General features: G+C 68.4%; 20 protein-coding genes. 4 read left to right on the top strand and 16 right to left on the bottom strand.

Annotated features, from left to right (window positions below):
• Nucleotides 1–193 precede the first annotated feature (193 nt).
• From ispG to JHY01_RS21095, 8 genes are all read right to left on the bottom strand, one after another.
• Nucleotides 194–1,375, bottom strand: a complete 1,182-nt coding sequence (gene ispG, locus JHY01_RS21130) for a flavodoxin-dependent (E)-4-hydroxy-3-methylbut-2-enyl-diphosphate synthase (RefSeq protein ID WP_205327678.1) — start codon at nt 1,373–1,375, stop codon at nt 194–196.
• Between the two features lie 28 nt (nt 1,376–1,403).
• The gene (locus JHY01_RS21125; RefSeq protein WP_205327738.1) at nt 1,404–2,666 is read right to left on the bottom strand and encodes a site-2 protease family protein; all 1,263 of its coding nucleotides are present in this window, start codon (nt 2,664–2,666) and stop codon (nt 1,404–1,406) included.
• Nucleotides 2,667–2,681: 15 nt separating this feature from the next.
• Complete coding sequence (gene dxr / locus JHY01_RS21120; RefSeq protein ID WP_374199563.1) at nt 2,682–3,866, bottom strand: 1-deoxy-D-xylulose-5-phosphate reductoisomerase; 1,185 nt, start codon at nt 3,864–3,866, stop codon at nt 2,682–2,684.
• Nucleotides 3,867–3,902: 36 nt separating this feature from the next.
• Nucleotides 3,903–4,748, bottom strand: a complete 846-nt coding sequence (gene purU / locus JHY01_RS21115; RefSeq protein WP_205327676.1) for a formyltetrahydrofolate deformylase — start codon at nt 4,746–4,748, stop codon at nt 3,903–3,905.
• Nucleotides 4,749–4,937: 189 nt separating this feature from the next.
• Entirely contained in the window at nt 4,938–6,248 is a 1,311-nt protein-coding gene (locus JHY01_RS21110; RefSeq protein WP_205327675.1) for an ABC transporter substrate-binding protein, read from the bottom strand.
• Between the two features lie 42 nt (nt 6,249–6,290).
• Complete coding sequence (locus tag JHY01_RS21105; RefSeq protein WP_374199562.1) at nt 6,291–7,184, bottom strand: carbohydrate ABC transporter permease; 894 nt, start codon at nt 7,182–7,184, stop codon at nt 6,291–6,293.
• Nucleotides 7,168–8,169 (bottom strand): carbohydrate ABC transporter permease, encoded by a 1,002-nt coding sequence (locus JHY01_RS21100; protein WP_374199561.1) that lies wholly within the window; start codon nt 8,167–8,169, stop codon nt 7,168–7,170. Before JHY01_RS21100 ends, JHY01_RS21105 begins: the two co-directional genes overlap by 17 nt.
• Before the next feature lie 220 nt (nt 8,170–8,389).
• Complete coding sequence (locus tag JHY01_RS21095; RefSeq protein ID WP_205327672.1) at nt 8,390–10,555, bottom strand: MMPL family transporter; 2,166 nt, start codon at nt 10,553–10,555, stop codon at nt 8,390–8,392.
• Between the two features lie 156 nt (nt 10,556–10,711).
• Between JHY01_RS21095 and JHY01_RS21090 the strand changes: the two genes are divergently transcribed.
• The gene (locus JHY01_RS21090; protein ID WP_205327671.1) at nt 10,712–11,479 is read left to right on the top strand and encodes a TetR/AcrR family transcriptional regulator; all 768 of its coding nucleotides are present in this window, start codon (nt 10,712–10,714) and stop codon (nt 11,477–11,479) included.
• A 1,781-nt stretch (nt 11,480–13,260) separates the two neighbouring features.
• Here the strand turns inward: JHY01_RS21090 and JHY01_RS21085 are convergent.
• The gene (locus JHY01_RS21085) at nt 13,261–14,817 is read right to left on the bottom strand and encodes a Rieske 2Fe-2S domain-containing protein (RefSeq protein WP_205327670.1); all 1,557 of its coding nucleotides are present in this window, start codon (nt 14,815–14,817) and stop codon (nt 13,261–13,263) included.
• 129 nt (nt 14,818–14,946) lie between these two features.
• Here JHY01_RS21085 and JHY01_RS21080 point away from each other — a divergent pair, with 129 nt between their 5' ends.
• A complete protein-coding gene (locus tag JHY01_RS21080) occupies nt 14,947–15,165 on the top strand; it encodes a hypothetical protein (protein ID WP_205327669.1) in 219 nt (72 codons plus the stop codon).
• A gap of 89 nt (nt 15,166–15,254) precedes the next feature.
• On the opposite strand, the gene JHY01_RS21075 is transcribed toward JHY01_RS21080, so the two are convergent.
• The 7 genes from JHY01_RS21075 to rpsB form a co-directional block, all read right to left on the bottom strand.
• Nucleotides 15,255–17,444 (bottom strand): DivIVA domain-containing protein, encoded by a 2,190-nt coding sequence (locus JHY01_RS21075; RefSeq protein ID WP_205327668.1) that lies wholly within the window; start codon nt 17,442–17,444, stop codon nt 15,255–15,257.
• Between the two features lie 21 nt (nt 17,445–17,465).
• Complete coding sequence (gene rlmN, locus JHY01_RS21070) at nt 17,466–18,614, bottom strand: 23S rRNA (adenine(2503)-C(2))-methyltransferase RlmN (RefSeq protein ID WP_205327667.1); 1,149 nt, start codon at nt 18,612–18,614, stop codon at nt 17,466–17,468.
• 100 nt (nt 18,615–18,714) lie between these two features.
• Nucleotides 18,715–19,641, bottom strand: coding sequence for a phosphatidate cytidylyltransferase (locus tag JHY01_RS21065; RefSeq protein ID WP_205327666.1), 927 nt, complete (start codon nt 19,639–19,641; stop codon nt 18,715–18,717).
• The gene (frr, locus tag JHY01_RS21060; protein WP_205327665.1) at nt 19,641–20,198 is read right to left on the bottom strand and encodes a ribosome recycling factor; all 558 of its coding nucleotides are present in this window, start codon (nt 20,196–20,198) and stop codon (nt 19,641–19,643) included. The genes JHY01_RS21065 and frr overlap by 1 nt, the downstream gene beginning before the upstream one ends.
• Nucleotides 20,199–20,323: 125 nt before the next feature.
• Entirely contained in the window at nt 20,324–21,046 is a 723-nt protein-coding gene (gene pyrH / locus JHY01_RS21055) for a UMP kinase (protein WP_240193061.1), read from the bottom strand.
• Between the two features lie 210 nt (nt 21,047–21,256).
• Nucleotides 21,257–22,069 carry a translation elongation factor Ts gene (tsf, locus tag JHY01_RS21050; protein WP_205327663.1) on the bottom strand — a complete coding sequence of 271 codons (813 nt, stop codon included), beginning with the start codon at nt 22,067–22,069 and terminating at the stop codon, nt 21,257–21,259.
• Between the two features lie 11 nt (nt 22,070–22,080).
• Nucleotides 22,081–22,929 carry a 30S ribosomal protein S2 gene (rpsB, locus tag JHY01_RS21045; protein ID WP_205327662.1) on the bottom strand — a complete coding sequence of 283 codons (849 nt, stop codon included), beginning with the start codon at nt 22,927–22,929 and terminating at the stop codon, nt 22,081–22,083.
• 443 nt (nt 22,930–23,372) lie between these two features.
• Here rpsB and JHY01_RS21040 point away from each other — a divergent pair, with 443 nt between their 5' ends.
• Nucleotides 23,373–23,927 carry a M23 family metallopeptidase gene (locus tag JHY01_RS21040; protein ID WP_205327661.1) on the top strand — a complete coding sequence of 185 codons (555 nt, stop codon included), beginning with the start codon at nt 23,373–23,375 and terminating at the stop codon, nt 23,925–23,927.
• A complete protein-coding gene (locus JHY01_RS21035) occupies nt 23,924–24,376 on the top strand; it encodes a YraN family protein (protein WP_205327660.1) in 453 nt (150 codons plus the stop codon). Before JHY01_RS21040 ends, JHY01_RS21035 begins: the two co-directional genes overlap by 4 nt.
• Nucleotides 24,377–24,486: the final 110 nt, after the last annotated feature.

Raw genomic sequence — 24,486 nt, 5'->3', positions numbered from 1 at the left:
GACACGCACGGAAGTCATTATGCGCGGCAGCGGGCGGCGGTTCGGCGGAATCCCCCTGAGTCACCTTTGTGGAATCTCGCACAAGATGGGACGAATGTCGGCTTCCATGACGCGCCGTGAGGCCCTCAACTGGCGCTACCGCTGAGTCTAGGGAAGGATCGCCGACGGGTGAGTCGGCGATCCGACAGTCCCGTCAGTGAACTTGGACGACCGGTCCTGCGAGGCCCTTGAGCTCCTCGGGCAGGTCCGCGCCCATCGCCTCGGCCAGCTTCACGGCCTCCTCGATGAGGGTCTCCACGATCTGCGACTCGGGCACGGTCCGGATGACCTCGCCCTTGACGAAGATCTGGCCCTTGCCGTTGCCGCTCGCGACGCCCAGGTCGGCCTCGCGGGCCTCGCCGGGCCCGTTCACGACGCATCCCATCACGGCCACGCGCAGCGGCACGGGCAATCCCTCGAGCCCGGCCGTGACCTGCTCGGCAAGCGTGTACACGTCCACCTGGGCGCGGCCGCACGAGGGGCAGGAGACGATCTCCAGGCCCCGTTCCTTGAGGCCCATCGACTCCAGGATCTGGTTGCCGACCTTGACCTCCTCGACCGGCGGGGCCGAGAGGGAGACGCGGATGGTGTCGCCGATGCCCTCGGCGAGCAGCGCGCCGAACGCGGCGGCGGACTTGATGGTGCCCTGGAAGGCGGGCCCGGCCTCGGTGACGCCCAGGTGCAGCGGGTACTCGCACTGTTGCGACAGGAGCCGGTAGGCCTTGATCATGACGACCGGGTCGTTGTGCTTGACGGAGATCTTGATGTCGCGGAAGTCGTGCTCCTCGAACAGCGAGGCCTCCCACAGCGCGGATTCGACCAGCGCCTCCGGGGTGGCCTTGCCGTACTTCTGGAGCAGGCGCTTGTCGAGCGAGCCGGCGTTCACGCCGATGCGGATCGGCGTCCCGGCGTCCTTCGCGGCCTTGGCGATCTCCCCCACGCGGTCGTCGAACTGCTTGATGTTGCCGGGGTTGACGCGCACGGCGGCGCACCCGGCGTCGATCGCGGCGAACACGTACTTCGGCTGGAAGTGGATGTCGGCGATGACCGGGATCTGCGACTGCTTGGCGATGATCTTGAGCGCGTCGGCGTCGTCCTGGGTGGGACACGCGACGCGCACGATGTTGCAGCCGGTGGCGGTGAGCTCGGCGATCTGCTGCAGCGTCGCGCCGATGTCCGAGGTCCGGGTGGTGGTCATCGACTGGACGCTGATGGGGGCGCCGCCGCCCACGAGCACGCCGCCGACGTTGAGCTGCCGGGTCCGGCGGCGCGGGGCGAGCGGCTCGATCTCGTGGTCGTGGCGCTTGGTGGGGATACCGAGGTTCACTGCGGTCATGGGGCTAGCTTCCACCTTGATTCGCGGGTTAGTTGAAGATAGTGATCGGGTTGACGATGTCTGCGGTGATCGTCAGCAGCATGAAGCCGCCCAGGAGGACGATGACAGCGTAGGTCAGCGGCATGAGTTTCATGTAATCGACACGCCCGGGGTCGGGCCGGCCGCGCCTGGCGGCGACCCACGAGCGGGCCTTCTCGTACCAGGCGATGGCGATGTGTCCGCCGTCCATCGGCAGGAGCGGCAGCAGGTTGAAGATGCCGATGAAGTAGTTGAGGACCACCAGGAGCATGAAGAACATCGCCCACTGGTCGTACTGGACCATTTCGCCGCCGAGGCGCGAGGCGCCCACGACGCTGACGGGCGAGTCGGCGCTGCGCTCGCCGCCCATGATCGCGTCCCACAGCGGCGGGATCTTCGAGGGCAGCTGGCCCAGGGCGATGAACGTCTCCCTGAACATGTCCCCGGTGGTGCTGAAGGTCTCGCCGATGCCGTCGATCGGGCCGACGGCGATGGTCGGGGCGATCGCGGGGTCGGCATAGATGTACACGCCCAGGCGCGCGACCGTGTCGGTCGTGCCGTCCTCGTTCTCGACGGTGGCGGCGTACGGGACGACCTCGGCCGTCTTCTCGGTGCCGTCCGAGTCGACGGTGACGGCGACCGGCTGGTCCGGGGTGAGGCCGGAGACCGTGGCGACGAGCGACTTCCAGTCGGTGACGGCGGTGCCGCCGACCGAGGTGATCGCGTCGCCGTCCTGGATGCCGGCGGCGTAGGCCGGGCCCTCGATCTGGCCTTCGGGGCATGCTCCCGCGGCGGCGGCCGAGTCGGCGGACTCGACGCACGGGGCCACGGAGACCCGCGCGTGCTGCTCCGACTCGGTCACCTGCTCGGCGTAGGCCGGGTTCTGGGTGACGCCGACGAAGGCGACGAGGATCCACAGGGCGACGAAGCCGATGATGAAGTGGGTGACCGATCCGGCCGCGAGCACGATCGTGCGCTGCCACAGGGGCTTGCGCCAGAACACCCGCTTCTTGTCCGTCTCGTCGAGGTCTTCCTCATCCTCTTCGAGCGGGGTCATGCCGACGATCTTGACGAACCCGCCGAGCGGGATGCCTTTGAGGCCGTATTCGGTCTCTCCCTTGTGAAACGACCACAGGGTGGGGCCGAAGCCCACGAAGTAGCGGGTGACCTTCATGCCGAAGCCCTTGGCCGTGAGCATGTGGCCGAATTCGTGCAGGCTCACGGAGATGAGGATCGCCAACGCGAACAGGACGATCCCGGTGATGTAGGCCAGCAATTCGGTCTCCTTCTAACGCTCGGACGCGTCCAACACTAGCCGTCGGGCGCACGCGCGCGCCCAGTTCTCCGCTTCGAGTACGTCTGCGACACTGGAGGGTCGCTCGAACTTCGGGGCGGCGGCGAGGACGGCTTCAATGGTGTCGACGATGCCGAGGAACGGAAGCCGCCCGTCGCGGAAGGCCGCGACGGCTTCCTCGTTGGCGGCGTTGTAAACCGCGGGCATGAGGCCGCCGGCGCGACCGGCGTCCTTGGCGAGGGCGACCGCCGGGAACGCGGTCGCGTCGAGCGGCTCGAAGTGCCAGTCGGCGGCTTCGGTCCAGTCGACGGGACTGGCGGACCCGGGGAGGCGGTCCGGCCAGGCGAGCGCGTGGCCGATGGGCAGGCGCATGTCCGGCGGAGAGGCCTGGGCGATGGTGGAGCCGTCGGTGAACTCGACCATCGAGTGGATCACCGACTGCGGGTGCACCACGACCTCGATGTCGTCATACGGGACGTCGAAGAGCTCGTGGGCCTCGATCACTTCGAGGGCCTTGTTCACCATGGTCGCGGAGTTGATCGTGACGACCGGGCCCATCGCCCAGGTCGGGTGCGCGAGGGCCTGGTCGACGGTGACCTCGGCGAGCCGGTCGCGGGTCTTCCCGCGGAACGGCCCGCCCGAGGCGGTGAGCACGAGCTTGGCGACCCGTTCCATCGAACCGGAGCGCAGGCACTGGGCCAGTGCGGAGTGCTCGGAGTCGACCGGGACCAGCTGGCCGGGTTTCGCGAGATCTCGCACGAGCGGACCGCCCGCGACGAGGGACTCCTTGTTGGCGAGGGCCACTTGGCGTCCCGCTTTGAGGGCGGCGAGCGTCGGTTCGAGGCCGATGGAGCCGTTGATGCCGTTGAGGACGGTGTCGCAGGGCCAGGCCGCGAGTTCGGTCATGGCGCTGCGGCCGGCGATGAGCTTCGGCATTCTGGCGTCGCCGGAGGTCCAGCCCGCCTTGGTGGCGGCGGCGAACAGCCGCAATTGGATGTCCTCGAGGGACTTGGCGTCGGCGACCGCGACGACGTCGACCCCCAGTTCGATCGCCTGCTCGGCCAGGAGCGCCGGGTTGCCGCCGCCCGCGCCGATGCCGACGACGCGGAAGCGGTCGGGGTTGGCGCGGACGATGTCGATGGCCTGGGTGCCGATGGAGCCGGTGGACCCCAGGAGCACGATCTCGCGTTGGTCAGTCACGGGCATGATTATCCGCTAGCGGAAAACCACCGTCTTGGTGCCGTTGATGAGGACGCGGTCGTCCAGGTGGGCGGCCAGGCCGCGGGCGAGGCAGGTCGATTCGAGGTCGCGTCCGGCGGCCACGAGCTCCTCGGGGCTGTGCGCGTGGTCGACGCGGGCGACCTCCTGCTCGATGATGGGGCCCTCGTCGAGGTCGGCGGTGACGTAGTGGCAGGTCGCGCCGATGAGCTTGACGCCGCGTTCATGGGCTTGGTGGTAGGGCTTGGCGCCCTTGAAGCTCGGCAGGAAGGAGTGGTGGATGTTGAGGATCTTCCCGGGGAGTTTGGCGCAGAAGTCCGAGGAGAGGATCTGCATGTAGCGGGCCAGGACCACGGTGTCGATGCGTTCCTCTTCGATGAGGTCGAGGATTCGCTGCTCCTGCACCGCTTTGCCCTCCGGGCCGACGGGCAGGTAGTGGAAGGGCACGCCCGAGGAGGCGGCGAGGTCGGCCCAGTCGGGGTGGTTGGAGACGACCGCCGCGGCTTCGCCGTGGAGGGCGCCGATGCGGAAGCGGTAGAGCAGGTCGTTGAGGCAGTGGCCCTGCTTGGAGGCCATGATGAGGACGCGGCGCTTGACGGCGCGGTCGTGGAGGTGCCAGTCCATGTCGAATTCGCGGGCGACCTCGGTGAAGCCGACGGCCAGTTCGTCGCGCTGAGCGGCGGTGTTGAACTCGACCCGCATGAAGAAGCGACCCGATCCGTGCTCGGAGAACTGCTGGGAGTCCTCGATGTTGGCGTCGCGGCGGGTCAGGAAACCCGAGACGGCGTACACGATGCCGAGGCGGTCGGGGCACGAGAGCGTGAGCACGAACTGGCTGGTCATCCTACCAATCATACGGAGCGGTCCGAGCGGGCGACAAATCGACTGCCGTTGCGGACGGCTTGTCACGAGGTGTCCTTTTCCGTCCGGGGATCGAAACTGAACTCGCGCCGGACAAAGAGGAAGGGCGGACTCTCTCGAGTTCACCCTTCCCCTTGAGTATAACTCACTCGATGTGATTGTCAAGTGACTCTAGGATCCGATTGCAGCGTTCGTCTGCTCGATGAACCCGGCCGTGGTCTCCTCGACGGAGGTCGAGTCGAACAGCAGGGTCTCGTACAGGCCCAGCATCACGTCGGCCACGCCGCCGGCGCCGACCGGCGGCACCGGCGGGCCCTCGACCAGGTCGGGGGTGAGCGCCGCGATGAAGTCCGCGGCCAGCGCCTGGTCCGGCGGGAGCATCGGCAGCACGCGGTCGCGCTGCGCCGTGTTGGACGGCAGACCCCGGTCCCCGAGCATGAGGTCGATCGAGGCGTCGTCGTTGAGCAGGAAGTCCACCAGCTTCGCGGCGGCGGCCTGGTCCGAGGTGGACCGGGCGATCGACCAGAACATGGCCGACTTGAGGTACATGCCCGGCTGCGCGCCCGCGGACTCACCCGGGATGCGCAGCAGCACGAGCTCGCCGCCGAGCACCTTCTGGATCGCGCCGACCTGGTTGGTCCAGTAGAACTCGGTGACGCCGGTGCCGGTCGCCAGCGGGGCCTGGTCCTGGCCGGCCGCGTAGGCCTCGACGATCTTGCTCGGCTCGGGGATGGCCCCCGCGTCGCGCAGATCGACGACCATCTGCCACCACTCGTTCATGGTGGCGTCGCTGAAGCCGAGCTTGCCTTCGGGCGTGTAGAGGCTCTCGCCCTTCTGGCGGGCGAACACGTTGAACAACGACTCGTTGTTGAACGAGATGCCGGAGTTGCCGATCGCGTCGCCGCCGTTGGTGATGTCGACGATGAACTGCTGGAAGTCGGCCCAGGTCCAGGTCTTGTCGTCGGGCATGGCGACGCCGGAGGCCTCCAGGAGGACCGGGTTGACCATGAGGCACAACGAGTTCAGACCCGTCGCGATGCCGTAGGTCTCGCCGTCGAGCTGCCCGGCCTTGATGGCGGCCTCGTCGACGTTCGACAGGTCGATGCCGATGTCGTCGAGCGCGAGAAGGGCGTTCTTGTCGGCGTAGTCGCGCAGGTAGCGCTCGTCCTGCTGGAGGACGTCGGGCGCGTTGCCGCCGGAGACCGAGACGTTCAGGGCGTCCCAGTAGGCGTCGAACTCGTTCGGGCTGGGCTTGATCGTGATGCCGTCGTTCTTCGCGAGGAAGGCGTCGACGATCTTCTGGGTGTACTCGTGGCGCGGGTCGGAACCCCACCACCAGAAGTCCAGTTCGCCGTCGCCCTTGTCGGCCCCGCCGCCGCCGTCGTTGCCGCAGGCCGCGAGGAGGGGTGCGGAGGCGGCGCCGAAGATCCCGGCCTTGGCGAGCGTTCTCCGAGAGACGCCCGAGGGGTTGGATGACTTCATTGTCGTGGTCCTTTCAGGACTGCGTGAGGGTTGGTTGCCGGTTTACTTGATGCCGGTGGTGGCGATACCCCGAACGAGGTAGCGCTGGCCGGCGAGGAAGAACCCGAAGATCGGGCCAAGAGCCACAATAGACATGGCGAAGAGCGCACCCCAGTTGGTGGTGCCCGTCGAGTCCATGAACAGGCGCAACGCGAGCGGCACCGTCTGGAGGTCGATGTCGCGCAGGTAGATCAGCTGCGAGTAGAAGTCGTTCCAGGTCCAGATGAAGGTGAAGATCGCGGTGGTGGCGAGCGCGGGCATGCACAGCGGCATGATGACGCGGAGGTAGGTGCCCCAGTAGCCGCAGCCGTCGATGGAGGCGGCCTCGTCGAGCTCCTTCGGCAGGCCGCGGATGAACTGGACCATGAGGAAGATGAAGAACGCGTCGGTCGCCAGCAGCTTCGGCACGATGAGGGGCCAGAAGGTGTCGACCCAGCCGAGGTTGTTGAACAGGATGTACTGCGGGATGATCACGACGTGGATCGGCAGCATGATGGTGCCGAGCATGATCGCGAAGAGCATGCCGCGCATGGGGAACCGGAGCCTCGCGAAGGCGTAGGCGGCCATGGAGCAGGACACCAGGTTGCCGAGGATGGACCCGGCCACGATGATCATCGAGTTCCAGATGTACTTCTCGAACGGGTGGGGCAGGGCGTTCCAGCCGTCGGCGTAGTTGCCCCATTCCCAGGTGGATGGGATGAGACCGGGGTCGGCGAAGATCTCGTCGATCGGCTTGAGGCTGGCCGAGAGCATCCACAGCAGCGGGTAGATCATGACCATCGCGGCACCGATGAGCACCAGGTGGAACACGAAGCGCTTGACCCCGAGGGTCGCGGGGCTCTGCTTCGCGCGCGGCTTGGACGGCGCGGGGGTCGGAGTCTCAGTCATTGTCGCCATAGAACACCCAGAATTTCGACATCAGGAAGTTGAGCGCGGTGAAGATCGCGATGATGGCCAGCAGGAGCCAGGCGATGGCCGAGGCGTACCCCATGTCGAACTGGGTGAAGCCCTGGTCGTAGAGGTACAGCGTCAGGAACATCGTGGAGTCGGCCGGACCGCCCTTGCCGCTGGAGATGATGAACGCCTGCGTGAAGGACTGGAACGAGTTGATGATCTGCAGCACGAGGTTGAAGAAGATGATGGGGGTCAGCAGCGGCAGCGTGACGCTCACGAACCGCTGCATCACGCCGGCGCCGTCGATCTTGGCGGCCTCGTAGTACATGGTGGGGATCTGCCGCAGGCCCGCGAGGAAGATGATCATCGGCGAACCGAAGGTCCACACGTGCAGGATGATCAGGGTGCCGAGCGCGTAGTCGGGGTGGGAGACCCAGCCTTCGCCCTGGATGCCGAAGATCGCGAGGACCTGGTTCACGAGCCCTTCGGTGCCGAAGACCTGCCGCCACATGATCGCGATGGCGACGGAGCCGCCGAGCAGCGAGGGCAGGTAGAAGATCGAGCGGTAGAAGGCCATGCCGCGCAGTCCGCGGTCGAGCACGATCGCGAGGAGGAGCGCCGCCGCGAGCTGCAGGGGCACCGACACGAAGGTGTAGACGGCGGTGACCTTGATGGCGTTGGCGAGGCGCGGGTCGTCGAGCATGCGCGCGTAGTTCTCGCCGCCCACCCATTCGCCGTAGCCGAGGCTGTAGTCGGTGAACGAGAGATAGAACGAGGCGATCATGGGCCCGATGGTGATGGCCAGGAGGCCGATCAGCCATGGCGACAGGAAGCTCAGCGCGGCCCACCGCTCGCGGGAGCGGATGGACCTGCGGGCCCTCCCGCGAACCCGTTCGGGTCTCATGGAGGGTGCGGAGGCTGCGGGCCCGGGGGGTGCTCCCGAGCTGCGCTGCTTCGGGCGCACCACAGCGACATCGTTGTCGGTCATAAGGTATTGGGACCTTTCGGAGGGGGGGTCGGCTCCTAGATCACATCAGGCTATGCAACCGCTTGCCTCTTGTCAATGCTCCGACTTAAATTCCTCGATATCTTTCGGGCCGCAGTGCGGAATCGTTCCTGTAGTGCGCAACCGTCACTTCTGAAACGCGAAGCGGCCCGTCCGGGAGTGTTTCCGGACGGGCCGCCGCTACGCTGGTGTCGGGCCGCGGTCAGACCCGAACGTGCGACCGCTCCTCAACGGGCGCAACGGAGCCGTCGCCCTCCTTGATCCCGTATTTGGAGTAGAGCCGCCCCAGCGGGCCCGGGACCCACCAGTTCGCGCGGCCCAGCAGGCGCATCGTGGCGGGCACGAGGAGCATCCGCACGACCGTGGCGTCGAGGAAGATCGCGATCGCCATGCCCAGGCCGATCATCTTCATGAAGGTGATGCCGCTGAAGGCGAACGCCCCCACCACCACGATGAGGATCAAGGCGGCGGCGGTGATGATCGAGCCCGTGGACTGCATGCCGCGCAGCACGGCGGTGCGGTTGTCGGCCCCCTTGTCCCACTCCTCGCGCACCCGCGAGAGCAGGAAGACCTCGTAGTCGGTGGCGAGGGCGAAGAGCAGCGCGATCATGAGCAGCAGGTTCGACGGGTCGATGTAGCCCGAGGGCGTGAAGCCCAGCACGCCGGACAGGTGTCCTTCCTGGAAGATCCACACCACCACCCCGAGCGCGGCGCCGAGCGAGACGGCGTTCATCAGGACCGCCTTGATCGGCAGCACGATCGAGCCGAAGGCCAGGAACAGCACCACCATGGTGACGATGACGATGTAGCCGAGCATGTAGGGCAGTCCCTCGCCGATGGCGTCGAGCATGTCCACCCGGTCGGAGGCGCCGCCGGTCACGTACAGCTCGGCGCCCTCCACGTCGATGGCGCGGGCGTCCTCGATGAGGGCGCGGGCCTCGGCGCTGAACGGGTCGAGGTCGTAGAGGACGTCGAAGAGGGCGGCGTCGGAGGTCGGCTGGGCCGCAGGCAGGACGTCGTCGACGCTGTCGAGCGCCAGAAGCGCTTCGGCGGCCTCCGAGGCGGCTTCTTGGCCACCGGTGACCATGACCTGGAACCGCTCCTCGTCCCCGCCGGGGAAACCGGCGGCGATGGTCTCGGTGACCACGCGCGACTCGGCGTCCTCGGGCATGTCGCGCTCGTCGACGCCGCCGAACTGGACGCCCAGGATCGGGCTGGCGAGCAGCGCCATGAACGCGAGGACGGGCAGCAGCACGAGCACGGGACGGCGCATCACACCGGCCGCGAGGCCGTGCCAGAACCCGGTGTCGGTCTTCGGCTCCTTGTTCTTCCGCCAGGGCAGGCGGCCCTTGTCGACGCGGTGGCCGAGCAGGTAGAGCAGCGCGGGGAGCGCCACGAGCGCCGAGAGCATGGCGACGCCGACGGCGGACATGACGCCGTACGCGATGCCGTGCAGGAACGGCACGTCGACCAGGAGCAGACCGCCCATCGAGAGCACGATGATGACGCCGGAGACCATCACGGTGCGCCCGGCGGTGGCGACGGTGTTCAGCACCGCGCGGCGCTTGTCGCGGCCGGCGGCGAGTTCCTCCCTGAAGCGCCGCAGGACGAACAGCGAGTAGTCGATGGACATGCCGAGGCCGATGATGGTGATGACGTTCGCGGCGAAGACCGAGACGTCGGTGAACTCGGTGATGACGCGGGTGATCGCGAAGCCGCCGAGGATCGACATGCCGCCGATGAGCAGCGGCAGCGAGGCGGCCACCAGGGCGCCGAAGACCACGATCATGATGAGCAGCAGGATCGGCATCGAGATCATCTCGGCGATCTCGAGGTCGTGCTGGACCTGCTCGTTCAGGTCGGCGAAGATCGCCGCGCCGCCGCCGAGCGAGACGGTGAGGTCGCCGGTGTCCCCGGCGTCCCGCAGCTCGCCTTCGATCGTCTCGAACACCTCGGCCTGGGCCTCGTCGGAGGAGCCTGCGAGCGAGACGGCCGCGTAGGTCGCGTGCCCGTCCTCGGAGACGAACGAGGGCAGCTGCGTGTCGTAGTAGGAGGTCACACTCTCGACCTCGTCGATCGCGTCGATGTCGGCGACGGCGCTCTCGACGGCCGCGGCGAACGCCGGGTCGTCCACGGTCAAAGTCTCGGACTCGTACAGGACCACGACCTCGGCTCCGGTGGAGCCGAACTCCTCCTCGATCGCCTCGGCGTCGAGCACCGACCGGGACTCCTGGGAAACGTAGCCGCCGTCCGTGAACTCGTCGAAGACGCCGAGGCCCCAAGTCGCGCCGACCGCGAAGACCGCGGCTATGGCGGCGACGATGAACCAGCGGGCCTTGATGACCGCTCTGCCTAGCAGGGAGTACATGTGCTTCTCCTATAAGGGAGGCATTGACCGCTGGTGCACGAGGGGCGCCTGGCGGTAGGATGGTGAGCGTTGATTAGTTAGCTAACGATGTTCACTTTAATAAACGCCCATTGAATGAGTCAACACCGTTTACCAAGTCGTAGCCTGAGGAGAGCAGTGACCTCGACCACCGCGGGAGGCCCGTCCCGTCGCGAACGGATGCGCGCCGAGACGATCGCCGAGATCAAGGCGAGCGCCAGAAGCCAACTGCTGCAACATGGCCCGAGCGGCATCTCCTTGCGCGCCATCGCCCGCGACGTCGGCGTCACCGCCGCAGCGCTGTACCGCTACTTCGACAGCCTCGACGCGCTCCTGATGGAGCTGTGCTGCGACCTCTACGACGAACTTATCTCCGCTACCCGCGAAGCGATGGACGAAGCACCGCCCGAGGCGCACCTCGAACGGATGAAGGCCTGGGTTTGGGCGTTCCGTGCCTGGTCAGTGGGCAATCGCCGCGAATTCGAACTCATGATCAGCTACCCCGAGGGCAACAGCGCGATGTCGATCTGCGCCGACCCGAAGACCATCGACTCCGGGGCATTCGACCCGGTGACGCTGAAGTCGATGGAGCACGCGCAGATGTGCGGGCGCGAACTCGCCGGGTTCTACCGTCAGACCGAGGGCGAGGGCTTCGATTTCGGCGCGGCCGCGATGCCCGAGATGTCGGAAGGGCTCAAGCAGGAGCTCGTCGAGAGCTGCTCCGCGATGATCATCGGCGAACGACTGCCGGTGTCGTGGGTGTACGCGTTCGCCTCGGCCTGGGTGCGCGTGTTCGGCCTGGTCACCATGGAGGCGTTCGGGTCACTGCCGGTGCAGGACAACATCGACGAGTTCTACAAGGCCCAGATCAAGTCGATGCTGCGCGACTTCGGCATGGAGGAGTGAACGGCCGGGCCGAACCGGCCCGGCCGTGCTCCAAGCCCTAGGAGAGTATTCGCTCCCGATTCGGTGCATCGGGTCGGTTGAGTGAGTCTCGTTCGAGGCTCGCTCGTCTTGCTTGATGTGGCGAGCGAGCGCGCTGCTTGCCCCGGTGCTCTCTGGCGGTGCTCTCTGGCGCCTGCCTCGCACACGACTTCCCGCCCCACGAAAGGGGCTACCGGTGCGAAGCGGGTTGCGCTCAAACCGGGCGGCGACGACAAGGCGCGTAGCGGCGTAGGACCTGCCTCGGAGCTCGGGTCGGGCCGTGGAGCCGGGCGGACATGCAGTGACACGCCCGGGCGCGGGGTGCGGGGCCGTCTTTGCTTGCGGCCCAGGTGATCCGGGATGGAACGTGAGGACTCTGTCCCCGTGTGGGTGTTGCGGGCGTAGCCGGGAACGCGGATACTTGAGAGTACGTACAGGGACAGGGAATTTGTACAGGTGTCGGGGTAGGTGCATGCAGACTACGACAAGCCTCTGGCCGATCCGACAAACCGACTTGTTTCGAGGCGACGACCCCGCAAGCCAGGGTGCTCCTCCACTGGAGGCGTCCGATCTCACCCCCGTGCCATCGCCCGCAGCTGTCCGCGCCCCCGATGGGCCGTGACTGGGTGGACGATCCTAGTTGGGATCACCCCAACCAGAAGGCGATGCCGTACACGACGGCATACGCGATTCGAGCACGACCCGCCAGCGTCAGCGGTGAGGCCACACCGAGCGAATAGAGGACTCGGCACGGCGACACCGCAAGCACGTCCATGGCGAACACCACCCCGTCCCGGCAGCGCCACGCCCGCAAGCCCGCGCGACTGCAGGACGGACCCCGAGGAACAGAAAGCGATCCTCGGGAGGCGAACCCGCCACCGGCAACCACCCGGAAGACCACCGGGCGGCCGCACCACTCCCTCAGGGACGGCAGGCACCAGCACGCGTCCCCGGTAGGAACGGCGCGCGGCCAGGCGAAAGCCGAAGGGCCAGAACCGGAAGCCGAAGCAAGACCAGCAAGACCAGCAGGGCCAGCGAGGGAAGCAAGTAGAGCAGCGGGAAGGAGGCGACACAGGCGTGAGGACCACGACCATGCACACGAACATGGACATGGACATGGACATGGACAAGAGCGCAACCGAGCCGAACTCGGCGGCTGACCGCTCCCGTGCCGCCAACCGCCCCGCCGCTGCGGCATCAGGCCGGACCCACCCGGCCCTGCCGGTAGCGACCACCAGCCCCGGCCCGCACCACCAGCGCCACCACCGCCACCGACGTCGTCAGCGACACGAGCGCACCGCTCCAGCAACAGCAACAGGGGCAACGGCTCGATTCCGGCCCGGGGCCTCAAGCGCGGTGAGGGCCCCAGTGCGCCGCAAGGCCAGGAACCCAAGTCCCGCCCGGGTCCCGTTTCCGGCCCGAGCCGCTATCGCGGAGAGGGCCCCAACTCCTGCCAGGACCCCGAGTCGGGCCTCAGTGACGGCAACGCTCCTGAATCCCACCACTCCAGTCGCTGATCGCATTGACCGCAACCGGCAACCAGCCCGCACGGCGGCATCACGCCCCGACCCGATCCTCACCGCTCCGTCGCTGACCGCTCTGACCGCTCTGACCGCTCTGACCGCTCTGACCGCGATAACCGCGACCGACAACCAACCCCCACGACAGCAACGCACCCTGGATTTGCTCCCGCTGACATCGCCGGCGCGGCCTTCGGATCGCTATTCAGCTCGTGTGTCCTCAGCGTGAGCGCTTGGCTCCACTCACGCATCCTCAGCGCGAGCGCTTCGGATGTCGTGCCCGACCGAGGTCATGCACTTGCCGGAGCTCAGATTCCACTTCCAGCCGTGCATCTGGCAGGTCAGAACGCCGTCCTCGACCTTGCCGAACACCGAGAGGTCGGCCTTGAGGTGCGGGCAGCGGCGCTGGAACTGCCAGCCCTGCACCGAGATGTCCTCGTCGTCGGGGCGCTGCTCGGCGTACCAGCCCTCGGCGTACTGCAGGCGCTCCTCGGAGAGGCACTTGAAGAACGCGTACACGTACTCGTTGTACTGGCCGATGCGCGCGGCCGTGAAACGGCAGGACAGGAACAGCGAGTTCACCCAGTCGACCTCGCGGATGTGGAGCAGGTGCTCGATGAGGCGCCGCTCGGTGCGGAAGCGGTAGCGGACCTTCGCGCCGTCGTCGTGGTAGATCTTGCGCTCGAGGAAGTCGAAGACGATCGACTCGACCACCTCTTCGGAGTCGGCCGCGGTGAGGTCGAACCGGACGGGTCCGCCGATGCCGGTGGCGATGTGCTCGGCCGACTCCATAAGGGGCTCGATGCGCTCGCGCAGCGTTTCGAGGACGTCGATCTCCGGGTGCGACCAGGAGGCCTTCTCGGCTTCGAGGCGCGGCCGCATCCGCTCCTTGTACTCGTCCAGGTGCTGCTTCTTGTTGTCGAACCACGCCCGCAGGTCGTCGACGGGGTGCACGACCGAGGCGGAGCCGTCGGCGCTGACCTCGGCCACGGAACCGGGCAGCAGGATGATGTTCTGCTTGCGCCCCTGCTCCTCCAGCCAGTCCACGTAGGACATCTGGTCGGGGAAGATGTTGCCCTCGTCGCCGAACACGTCGTTGAACCGGTACAGCGAGTCGTCGAGGAAGCAGGGCGGGCCCGCGATCGGGAAGACCCAGTCGCCCTTGACGTCGTCGATGTAGCGCAGCGAGCGGTCGAAGCCGCGCTCGCGCTTCTGCTTCCCGAAGGCGCGCTTGGCGTTGTCGGGCAGCTCGTAGACCATCGGGAACCAGATCGCGCCCGAGAACTGCAGCAGGTGGGCGTGGATCTTGCCGTGCTGCAGGAACACGCTCATGTCCGTGGGGCGCGCGTCGTTCTGATTGAGCATGCGGGTGCCGTCGGCGTCCTCGACCCACAGCGACGAGTCGCCGATCGGGCCGTCGGTGGGGCTCGTGAGCGCCTGGATCATGACCTTGACGCCGCCGGGGAGCTCCACGATCTCCTCGGAGACGGTCTTGATGAACTTGTGGAAGCCCAGGGCCCGCAGCTCCGACTCCAGCTCCGAAGTGGGGTACTCCGGCAGCAGCACCGTCGTGTCCTTGCTGATGTGCTCCGAGAGGTTCGCCTCGTCGAAGTGGTCGCGGTGCAGGTGCGAGACGTACAGGTAGTCGGCCCGGCCGAGCGTGTCCCAGTCGAGCTGCGAGTTGTCGGGGAAGGGGAACCAGGAGGCGAAGTAGGCGGGGTTCACCCAGGGATCGCACAGGATCGACCCCGCGGCGGTCTCGATGAACATGCTGGCGTGGCCAGTACCGGTGATTCGCACAGTGACCCTTCCGGACAAGTGGACGACGACCGTTCCAGCCTACAAGTCACAGCTCCGACGGGGCCGGGACGTTCGCCCTTGTGGCGTGGGAGACTGTGCCCGAACAACGAAGATGTCGGAGGAAGTCACATGGCCGCAGAAGAGCAGGTGCTCTCGCCCGCGCAGCGCAAGCCCACCAGCCGCAAGGCCCTGTACACCGCGCTGAGCGTCGCCATCGTCATCAACCTGGCGTACCTGTTCGGCAACCACCAGGGCTGGATCGAGGACGTCTTCATCGGCATCACCGTCGTGGTGCTCCTCGGCGTCATCGTCACCGACGCCTGGATGCGCAAGACCGGCCTGCGCTAGGCGCCGTCCCGGGGCGCGGCGCGCACCGGGCCTCGAACACGAAGGGGCGGGTCCGCGATCGCGGGCCCGCCCCTTCCTCGTCGTCTGGGCTAGTGCATCATGCCGCGGCGGGCGAACATCTCGCGCACCTCGCGCAGCGCCGAGTCCACTTCGGCTTCGAAGTACCCGCCCTGGACCAGGGAGAACTGGCTCGTGTCGAGTTCGCGGTCCGAGAGCGGGACCGGGTTGCGCCCGGTCATCGCCGCGGAGACCGCGTCGAACATCTGGTCCACCTGGCCGGGGTCGTAGCCCGAGCCGAAGCGGCGCGGCTGGAAGGCCCGACGCATCTGCTCCAGGCGCTGCACGTCGTCCGGGGTGAACGGGGAGTCGGACGCCCGCATCTCGGTCGTCATCTCCTCGCGGCCATGGCGGCTGGGGGCCTCGAAGCCGCGTCCTTCATACGGGTTGCGACGGCCGAAGTCCGGCGGGGTCGCCGCACCGCGCGGGGCGCCCTGCTGGCTGAACCCGCCACCGACGGGCTCGACGGGCGGCGGCGGCTGCTGGCCGAAGCCGCCTTCGGCGGGACCGGGAGGCGGACCGGCGGGGGCGCCGAAGCCGCCCGTCGGCTCGTGCTGCTGCGGGACGCGGTCGAAGCCCTGCTGCATCGGCGGGCTCGGTGCGGCCGCGCGGCGACCGTATCCGGTGTCCTCCTGCGGCGGCTGCTGGCCGAAGCCGCCCTGCCCGTATTCGCGGCCACGAGGGGCCCCGTACGGGTCGGACTGCTGCGGTTCGGGGCGGCCCACCGGGTTCTGCCCCATGCCGTTCACAAGGTTCTGCGGGATCGCCTGGGTGGGCGCCGCGGGCGGCATCGGCTCGGGTTCGGGCTGGCTGTAGCGACCGGCCTGCGGGATCGCACCGGACGGCGGGCCCTGGTGGCCTCCCTGCATGGGCGGCTGCTGCATCGGCGGCGGCTGCGGCGCGCCGCGGCGGCTCCCGGTGTCGCTGAACTCGTCGTCGTAGGCCGCGCCGAACCCGGGGGCGGGCTCGGGAGCGGACCGCCGGCCCTGGCCGTAGACGCCTGGGGCGTCACCGGGACCGTAGGCGGGCGCGTCGTTCTGACCGAAACCGCCGGGGGCGTCGTTCGGGGCGAAACCGCCCGGACCCTCACCGGGGCCGAATCCGGCCGGGCCGTCGTTCTGGCTAAACGGGCCGCCGGGAACGTCGTTCTGCGCGAAGCCCCCGCGCCGCGGGTCGGACTGAAGCGGCAGCTGCTCGGTGGCGCCGTGCGGGATCGGACCGGCCTGCGGGCCGTCGTGCATCGGCATCCCGGCGCGCGGCACGGCCTGCGTGGGCGGGGCGAAGTCGCCGCGCACGGGCTCGGGCCCGCGGGGGGCACCGTACTCGTTGCCGAAGCCGCCCGGTTCGGGAGTCCCGCCGCGCGGGCCGAAGCCGCTGCCGCCGTTGGGGCCTCGCTGGCCGCCGAACTCGCCTTGGCCCGGACCGAAGTCACCTTGGGCGAAGTCGTCGCGGGGCGGACCGAATTCGCCCTGCCCGCGCCCGAAGTCGCTCTGGCCCGGACCGAACTCGCCTTGGCCGCCGCGTCCGAATTCGCCCTGGCCGGGACCGAACTCGCCTTGACCGGGGCCGAAGTCGTTCGGGCCGCCGCGGCCGAAGTCCTGGCCCGCACCGCGGTTCGCTCCGCCGCGCTTGGCGAACGGGTCGTCGTAGTCGTCGTCGGGGGGACCGGCGAGGAAACCGAAGCCCTCGTCGTCACCGCCGCGCAGGTCGCCGAAGCCCTCGCTGTCGGGCGGGGCCGCAGCGGCGCGCGCGGCGCCGCGTCCGCGGCCGACGGGTTCGGGGGCGGGGGGCGGGGACGCCATCTCGCGGGCGGCCATCACCTCGTGCGCGGGAATCGCCTGGGTCGCAGCGGGGATGACCTGCGTCGCCTGGGGTTCGGGGGCGCGTCGCGCGCCCGGGGTCGCCTGCATCGGCGGGGCGGGCGCCGAGTTGACCTCGGCCTTCCCGTAGTCGGGGGCGGGGGCGGTGCCGAGGACGCCGCGCTCCTCGAGCTCGGCGAGTTGGCGCGCGACCCGGTCGAGGTAGACGTCCACCTGCCACTCGTCGTAGCCGCCGAAGCGGACTCTGAAGACGACGTCGTCGACCTCGTCGGCCGACACGGGGCTGCCCACCGGCTCCCCGGCGAGGGTCGCCTCGACACGGTCGAGGAACGCGTCGACCTCGTCGACCTTGTAGCCCCGGCTCAACGCCCGGCGCCGGAACCGGTCACCATGACTCGCCACTACCCAGCCACCCTTCTCCGCCTAATCCTCGGTGCCAGAGGCGCCGAGCGGCTTCGCTCCGGCGCGGCCGGGCGTGCCGGCCTCCCGGACCGAAGCGGCCAGCTGCCCGCAGGCGCCGTCGATCTCTTGGCCGCGCGTATCGCGCACCGTCGTGGACACACCCGCGGCCCGCAGCCGCCGTACGAACTCCGCCTCGACCGGCTTGGGACTGGCGTCCCAGCGGCTTCCCGGAGTCGGGTTCAATGGAATCAGGTTGACGTGCACGAGCTTGCCCGCGAGCAGCTTCCCGAGGAGGTCCGCCCGCCAAGGCTGGTCGTTGACGTCCCTGATCATCGCGTACTCGATCGAAACACGACGTTTCGTCACCCGAGCGTACTCCCAGGCCGCGTCGAGCACTTCGGCGACCTTCCAGCGGGTGTTGATGGGGACGAGCTCGTCGCGCAACTCGTCGTCGGGGGCGTGGAGCGAGACCGCCAGCGTCACCGGCAGCCCCTCCTCCGAGAGCTTCTTGATGGTGGGCACGAGGCCGACGGTGGAGACGGTGATGTTGCGGGCGGAGAGCCCGATCCCGTCGGGCACCGGCTCGGTGATGAGGCGCAGGGCGCTCTTGAGGCGGGCCCAGTTCGCGAGCGGCTCGCCCATGCCCATGAACACGATGTTCGAGAGCCGTCCCAGGCCGCGCTCCTCGGCGATCCGCGCGGCGGCGACCACTTGGTCGACGATCTCGGCGGTGGTGAGGTTGCGGTCGAGGCCGCCCTGGCCGGTGGCGCAGAACGGGCAGGCCATGCCGCAGCCGGCCTGTGAGGACACGCACGCGGTCACGCGGTCGGGGTAGGCCATGATGACCGACTCGACCAGCGCGCCGTCGTAGAGGCGCCACACCGCCTTGACGGTCTTCCCGTCATCGCACGAGTCGACGCGGACCGGGCTGAGCAGCTGCGGGAGCAGCGCCTCGCCGATGGCCCCGCGCGAAGCGGCGGGCAGGTCGGTCATGAGGGACGCGTCGCCGACGTGGCGGCCGAAGTACTGCTGGCGCAGTTGCTTGGCGCGGAAGGCGGGCTGCCCGATCTCGGAGAGAACGGACTGGCACCCGGCCAGATCGAGGTCGGCGAGGTGTCGCGGCGCAGCCTTGCGGGGGCGCGGTTCGGTCAACGTGAGTGCTACAGACATGTCACGACCTAGTCTCGCATGACAGGACCGGAACCCGCCAACCCCGGATCATGGAATTCACCCCGGGTCCTCCTTCAACGGATACACCAATCAGGACACATCACCCGAGCAGGTAACGGAACCACACGTAAGCCACCGGGGCGACCATGAGGATCGAGTCGAGCCGGTCCATGATGCCGCCGTGCCCGGGAATGAGATTGCTCATGTCCTTGATACCGAGATCACGCTTCAACAGCGAGACGGACAGGTCCCCCAACGTAGCGGCCAGTGCCACGCACACGCCGAACGCCACGCCCAACAACAGTGGCACGTCGAAGAACCACCAAAGGGTGACCGAACCGCCCAGGGCGGCGACCACGACGGACCCGCCGAGGCCCTCCCAGGACTTCTTGGGGCTGATGCGCGGGGTCATCTGGTGGCGGCCGAACAGGACACCCGCGGTGTAGCCGCCGGTGTCGGAGCAGACGACGGTGAACAGCGCGATGATGACCTGCGCGGCGGCGCCGTCGATCCATCGTGCGGCGTCGTTCTCGGCGGTCGCCAGCAGCATGATGAACCCGGCCAGGAACGGGACCTGGACGAGCAGGAGCGCGGCGGCCGCCGTGTCGGTGCGGTAGCCGGTGGCGCCTTCGGAGAGGCGCCACACGAACAGGGCGGCCACGCCGACGGCGGTGCCGAGCAGCAGTCCGGTGGCGCCGCCGAACCAGGCGAGGACCACGATGAGCGCGCCGGCGGCGGCCAGCGGGATCACCGGGACGTTCCTGCCGCCCTTGCGCATCGCGGCGCCGGTCTCCCAGCAGGCGACGGCGACGGCGATGACGGCGACGCCGAGGAAGGCGGGCGGCCAGATCAGGAGCGAGGCCAGGACGACCGCGGCCATGCCGAGGCCGGCGCCGATGGCGACGGGCAGGTTGCGGCCGGCCTTGGGCCCCCGGTCCTCGTGGTCGGTCTCGGCGGCGCCGGGCCCTCGCCCGTCCGGCGACGGGTGGGGGCGACGGCCGGGCGAACCGTCGGGAAGGGCGTTCATCAGATCTCGAGCAGCTCGGACTCTTTGGAGCTCATGAGCTCGTCCACGTTCTTGACGAAACGGCCGGTGAGGTCGTCGAGTTCCTTCTCGGCCGAGTGGCCCTCGTCCTCAGAGACCTCGCCGTCCTTGACGGCCTTGCCGATCTCGTCCTTGGCCTTGCGGCGGACGTTGCGGATGGCGATCTTGGCGTCCTCGCCCTTGGTCTTGGCCACCTTGATCATCTCCCGGCGGCGCTCCTCGGTCATGGGAGGCAGGTTCAGGCGGAGCTGGGTGCCCTCGTTGGAGGGGTTGACGCCGAGGTTCGAGTTGCGGATCGCGTCCTCGATGTCCTTCATCTGGGAGGCGTCGAAGGGCTTGACGATCACCATGCGCGGCTCGGGGATCGCGATGGAGGCGACCTGCGGGATGGGGGTCGGCGCACCGTAGTAATCGACGGTGATCCGGTTGAACATGGAAGAGGAGGCGCGGCCGGTGCGGATGGCGGCGAATTCCTCCTTGGCGTGCTCGATGGCCCGCTCCATCTTCTCCTCGGCTTCGAGGAGGGTGTCGTCAATCACGGCTTTCTCACATTCTCTCGCGGCCTGACAGCACTTCTGACCGTACCGTCCCGGCGGCGTGGCTCGGTGGCGTGGATGTCATTGGACGCGGCCGGTTTCGTGGGGGCGGCCGGCGTCCGCGCGGATCAGTCGGCGGCGTGGATGAGGGTGCCGAGCTGTTCGCCGACGATGGCGCGGCGGAGGTTGCCGTCGTCGTCGGCGCCGAAGACGAGCATCGGCAGGGCGTTGTCCTTGCAGAGGCTGAAGGCGGCCTGGTCGACGACCATGAGCTCGCGCTTGAGGGCCTCATCGAAGGTGATGTCGTCGAGTCGCTGCGCGTTGGGGTCGGTGCGCGGGTCGGCGGTGTAGACCGCGTCGACGCCGTTCTTGCTGACGAGGACGACCTGGGCGCCGATCTCGAGGGCGCGCTGGGCGGCGACGGTGTCGGTGGAGAAGTAGGGCATCCCGGCGCCGGCGCCGAAGATGACGACCCGGCCCTTCTCGAGGTGGCGGATGGCGCGCAGCGGCAGGTAGGCCTCGGCGACCTGGGCCATGGCGATGGCGGTCTGGACGCGGGTGTCGACGCCTTCCTTCTCCAGGAAGTCCTGGAGGGCGAGGCAGTTCATGACGGTGCCGAGCATGCCCATGTAGTCGGCGCGGGCGCGGTCCATGCCGCGGCGCTGGAGTTCGGCGCCGCGGAAGAAGTTGCCGCCGCCGACGACGATCGCGACCTGGACCCCCGCGGCCACACCGGCCGCGATCTGCCGCGCGACCGCTTGGACGACATCGGGGTCGACGCCGACGGCGCCGCCGCCGAAGGCCTCACCGGACAGTTTCAGCACGACCCGGCGATACGTGTCTTGACTCATGGCACTCCCCTGCTCTGCTGTGTGCTCGGTGGCTGCGCTGCCGTTGACCGTACTGCCCGCGCCCGGCCCGGCTCGCTTCGGCCGCTCTCGGCGGCGGCGATGCGTTCCGGGGCTGCTTTCCCCGGGCATGGAACGGGGCGGCGGCCTGAGCCGCCGCCCCTTCCTTGCTCACGGCTGGAGCCAGTGTAGTCCGCGCGTGCGGGCTACTCGCTACTCCAGGCCGACTTCGTAGCGGATGAATCCGGTGACCTCGGTGCCCGCCTCGGCGAGCACCTGGGACACGGTCTTCTTGTTGTCGAGGACCGAGGTCTGCGAGAGCAGGGCGAAGTCACGGAAGTAGGCGTTGACCTTGCCTTCCACGATCTTGTCCCAGGCGCGCTCGGGCTTGCCCTCTTCCTTGGCGGTCTCGAGCGCGACGCGCTTCTCGGCCTCGATGATCTCAGCCGGGACCTCGTCGCTGGTGAGGTACTTCGGACGCATCGCGGCGGCCTGCATACCGACCTGGCGGGCGGCCTCGGCGTCACCGGTGTACGAGACGATGATGCCGACGGCCGGCGGGAGGTCGGCGGCCTTGCGGTGCATGTAGACCGCGACATCGCCTTCGAGCGAGCCGACGCGCCCGAGGGCGATCTTCTCGCCGAGCTTCACCGACTCCTCGGCGACGACCTCGGCGACGGACTTGCCGTTCAGCTCGGCCTTGGCGAACGCCTCGGAGTCCGCGGGGCGGACCTCGTCGGCCAGCTCGACCAGCGTCTGGGCGAGTTCGATGAACGCGCCGTTCTTGGCGACGAAGTCGGTCTCGCACAGCAGCTCGAGCAGCGTGTTGCCGGACTGCGCCACCAGGCCCTGGGCCGTGGTGCGCTCGGCGCGCTTGCCGACGTCCTTGGCACCCTTGATGCGCAGGGCCTCAAGGGCGGCGTCGTAGTCGCCGTCAGCCGCTTCGAGGGCCTTCTTGACGTCCATCATCCCGGAGCCGGTGGCTTCCCGGAGCTTCTTGACGTCAGCCATCGTGAAGTTGGCCATTGCTCCCCTTCTTACTTCTCGTCTTCGACGGTCTTCTCGCCGGACGGCTCGACGACCTTCACGGACTCTTCGGTGGTCTCTGCGGCCTCGACGGCGGCTTCGGCGGCGTCGGTGGAGAGAAGTTCCTTCTCCCAGTCGGCGAGCGGCTCGCCCTCGCCCTTCTCGACCTGGCCGCCGGAGCGGGCCAGCAGGCCTTCGGCGACACCGTCGGCGATGACCTTGGTCAGCAGGGCGACGGAGCGGATGGCGTCGTCGTTGCCGGGGATCGGGAAGTCGACCTCGTCGGGGTCGCAGTTGGTGTCGAGGATCGCGACGATCGGAATGCCGAGCTTGCGGGCCTCGTCGACGGCGATGTGCTCTTTCTTGGTGTCCACGATCCAGATCGCGGCCGGGGTCTTCTCCATGTCGCGGAGGCCGCCGAGCGTGCGCTCGAGCTTGTCCTTCTCGCGCATGAGCTGGAGCATTTCCTTCTTGGTGCGGTTGGCCGCACCGTTGGCCTCGATGATCTCGAGTTCCTTGAGGCGCATGAGGCGCTTCTGGATCGTCTGGAAGTTGGTGAGCATGCCGCCGAGCCAGCGGTGGTTCACGAAGGGCATCCCGACGCGCTGGGCCTGCTCGGCCACGGCTTCCTGGGCCTGCTTCTTGGTGCCCACGAACAGGACCTCGCCGCCCTCGGCGACGACGTTCTTGACGAAGTCGTGAGCCTTGACCGCGAAGTCGACCGACTGGCGCAGGTCGATGATGTAGATGCCGTTGCGGTCGGTGAGGATGAACCGCTTCATCTTCGGGTTCCAGCGACGGGTCTGGTGACCGAAGTGCACGCCGCTCTCGAGGAGCTGGCGCATAGTGACAACCGACACGGTTGTGTTCCTTTCGTTCCCTGGTTCATTCGCGGGAGGCGCCCGAAGTCCGGGCGTCCCGCGCCTGGCGCTCGCCTCCGACGATCTGCAACCGGGAAGTCCCGGACCTGGGAGATCGCTAGGGCCGGACCGCGCCCATCGCAGTGCGCCCCTGAAGGACGTGCGATGGAGGTCGGGCCGCGGTGAGCGCGCGAAGTCGGTTCGGCGCACAAAGGCTCCGTACCGCTCCGATCAGTGTACTCAGGCCCGCCCGCGCACCACGAACGCGGTGGACCGCAGTGACAGACGCAATGGACGGCCAGGGCGGGCCGCGCACGCCGAAAGACTCAAGAAATTCGATACATGATGAAGCGTCCGAGCAGGTGAGGACCACGCGAACAGCGTTATCCACAGCCGGAGAACTTTCTGTTGCCGAAACCGGGCACCAGCGTCAGCATTGAGTCATGCGACAACTACACAACGCAATGATCGTCAGTCTCATAACCGCATCGCTCCTGGCCGCCGCCGCGATCCTCACACCCACCATCACCAGAGCCGAACCGGCCGGCGCCCCGCACACCCCCGCATCCGGCCCCTGGCGCTCTCCGGTCGGCGCCCTCGACCTCCTCACCCGCTTCGACCCTCCGCCCGAACCGTGGCTGGCGGGTCACCGGGGCGTCGACCTCGCCGCGGGAGCGGACCTCCCCGTCACCGCCGCAGGCCCCGGTACGGTCGTCTTCGCCGACGACCTCGCCGGACGAGGCGTCGTCAGCATCGTCCACGACAACGGACTCCGCACCACCTACGAACCGGTCCAACCGCTCGTGGCCGCCGGCGAGACCGTCACCGCCGGCCAGACGATCGGTCGCCTCCAGACCGGCCACGCCTCCTGCCCCGGCCACACGTGCCTCCACCTCGGACTCAAACGCGGCCCGCTCTACCTCGACCCGATGCTGCTCTTCGGCATGGGCAAGGTCCGCCTCCTCCCCCGCCCCGGCAGGCCGGAGGCCCGCCGATGAACCGATCCGCGCCGACCGCGCTCGCGCCCGCACCGCCGCGCACCGAACCCACCGTGAACCTGAGACGGCTCAGCCCCCACCAGCTCGGTCGTCTCGGCGAGCGGCTCGCCGCAGCACACCTCCGACGCGACCGGATGCAGATCCTCGCCCGCAACTGGCGGCACCGCCTCGGCGAACTCGACCTCATCGCCCGCTCCGCCGACACGGTCGTCTTCTGCGAGGTCAAGACCCGCCGATCCCACCGGTACGGAGGCCCGCTCGGCGCAGTGGACGGCGAGAAGCTCCACCGAATCGAGCGGCTCGCCCGAGCCTGGCTCAAACAGCACTGCCGCACCGACCAGCCCTGGCGGATCGACCGACTCGCCCTCACCGCCACCGGCCGCCAGCGCCTCGCACTCGAACACCACCGGGGGAACCGCCATGGGTTACCGACGTTATCCCGGCATTAGACGTGTCTCGGTGAGCTAGGGAGTCGGATCTTCATCCTCTGGGCTATCGTCGCCTTCGATTTGGCGCTGTGGGAGGCTTCCGCCGGGTTGAGCTTGTCGGATCGTTTTCT

This window comes from Glycomyces sp. YM15 (genome assembly GCF_016918015.1).
GTDB lineage: Bacteria > Actinomycetota > Actinomycetes > Mycobacteriales > Micromonosporaceae > Glycomyces.
The sequence above is the reverse complement of the archived record's forward strand: the minus strand, read 5'-3'. Positions and strand labels throughout refer to the sequence as shown.

Bases quoted from the DNA above. Each gene is read 5' to 3' on its own strand.
- ispG (WP_205327678.1), bottom strand. From the start codon at position 1,375: ATGACCGCAGTGAACCTCGGTATCCCCACCAAGCGCCACGACCACGAG.
- purU (WP_205327676.1), bottom strand. From the start codon at position 4,748: ATGACCAGCCAGTTCGTGCTCACGCTCTCGTGCCCCGACCGCCTCGGC.
- JHY01_RS21110 (WP_205327675.1), bottom strand. From the start codon at position 6,248: ATGAAGTCATCCAACCCCTCGGGCGTCTCTCGGAGAACGCTCGCCAAG.
- JHY01_RS21105 (WP_374199562.1), bottom strand. From the start codon at position 7,184: ATGGCGACAATGACTGAGACTCCGACCCCCGCGCCGTCCAAGCCGCGC.
- JHY01_RS21100 (WP_374199561.1), bottom strand. From the start codon at position 8,169: ATGACCGACAACGATGTCGCTGTGGTGCGCCCGAAGCAGCGCAGCTCG.
- JHY01_RS21095 (WP_205327672.1), bottom strand. From the start codon at position 10,555: ATGTACTCCCTGCTAGGCAGAGCGGTCATCAAGGCCCGCTGGTTCATC.
- JHY01_RS21080 (WP_205327669.1), top strand. From the start codon at position 14,947: ATGGCCGCAGAAGAGCAGGTGCTCTCGCCCGCGCAGCGCAAGCCCACC.
- rlmN (WP_205327667.1), bottom strand. From the start codon at position 18,614: ATGTCTGTAGCACTCACGTTGACCGAACCGCGCCCCCGCAAGGCTGCG.
- JHY01_RS21065 (WP_205327666.1), bottom strand. From the start codon at position 19,641: ATGAACGCCCTTCCCGACGGTTCGCCCGGCCGTCGCCCCCACCCGTCG.
- pyrH (WP_240193061.1), bottom strand. From the start codon at position 21,046: ATGAGTCAAGACACGTATCGCCGGGTCGTGCTGAAACTGTCCGGTGAG.
- tsf (WP_205327663.1), bottom strand. From the start codon at position 22,069: ATGGCCAACTTCACGATGGCTGACGTCAAGAAGCTCCGGGAAGCCACC.
- JHY01_RS21040 (WP_205327661.1), top strand. From the start codon at position 23,373: ATGCGACAACTACACAACGCAATGATCGTCAGTCTCATAACCGCATCG.
- JHY01_RS21035 (WP_205327660.1), top strand. From the start codon at position 23,924: ATGAACCGATCCGCGCCGACCGCGCTCGCGCCCGCACCGCCGCGCACC.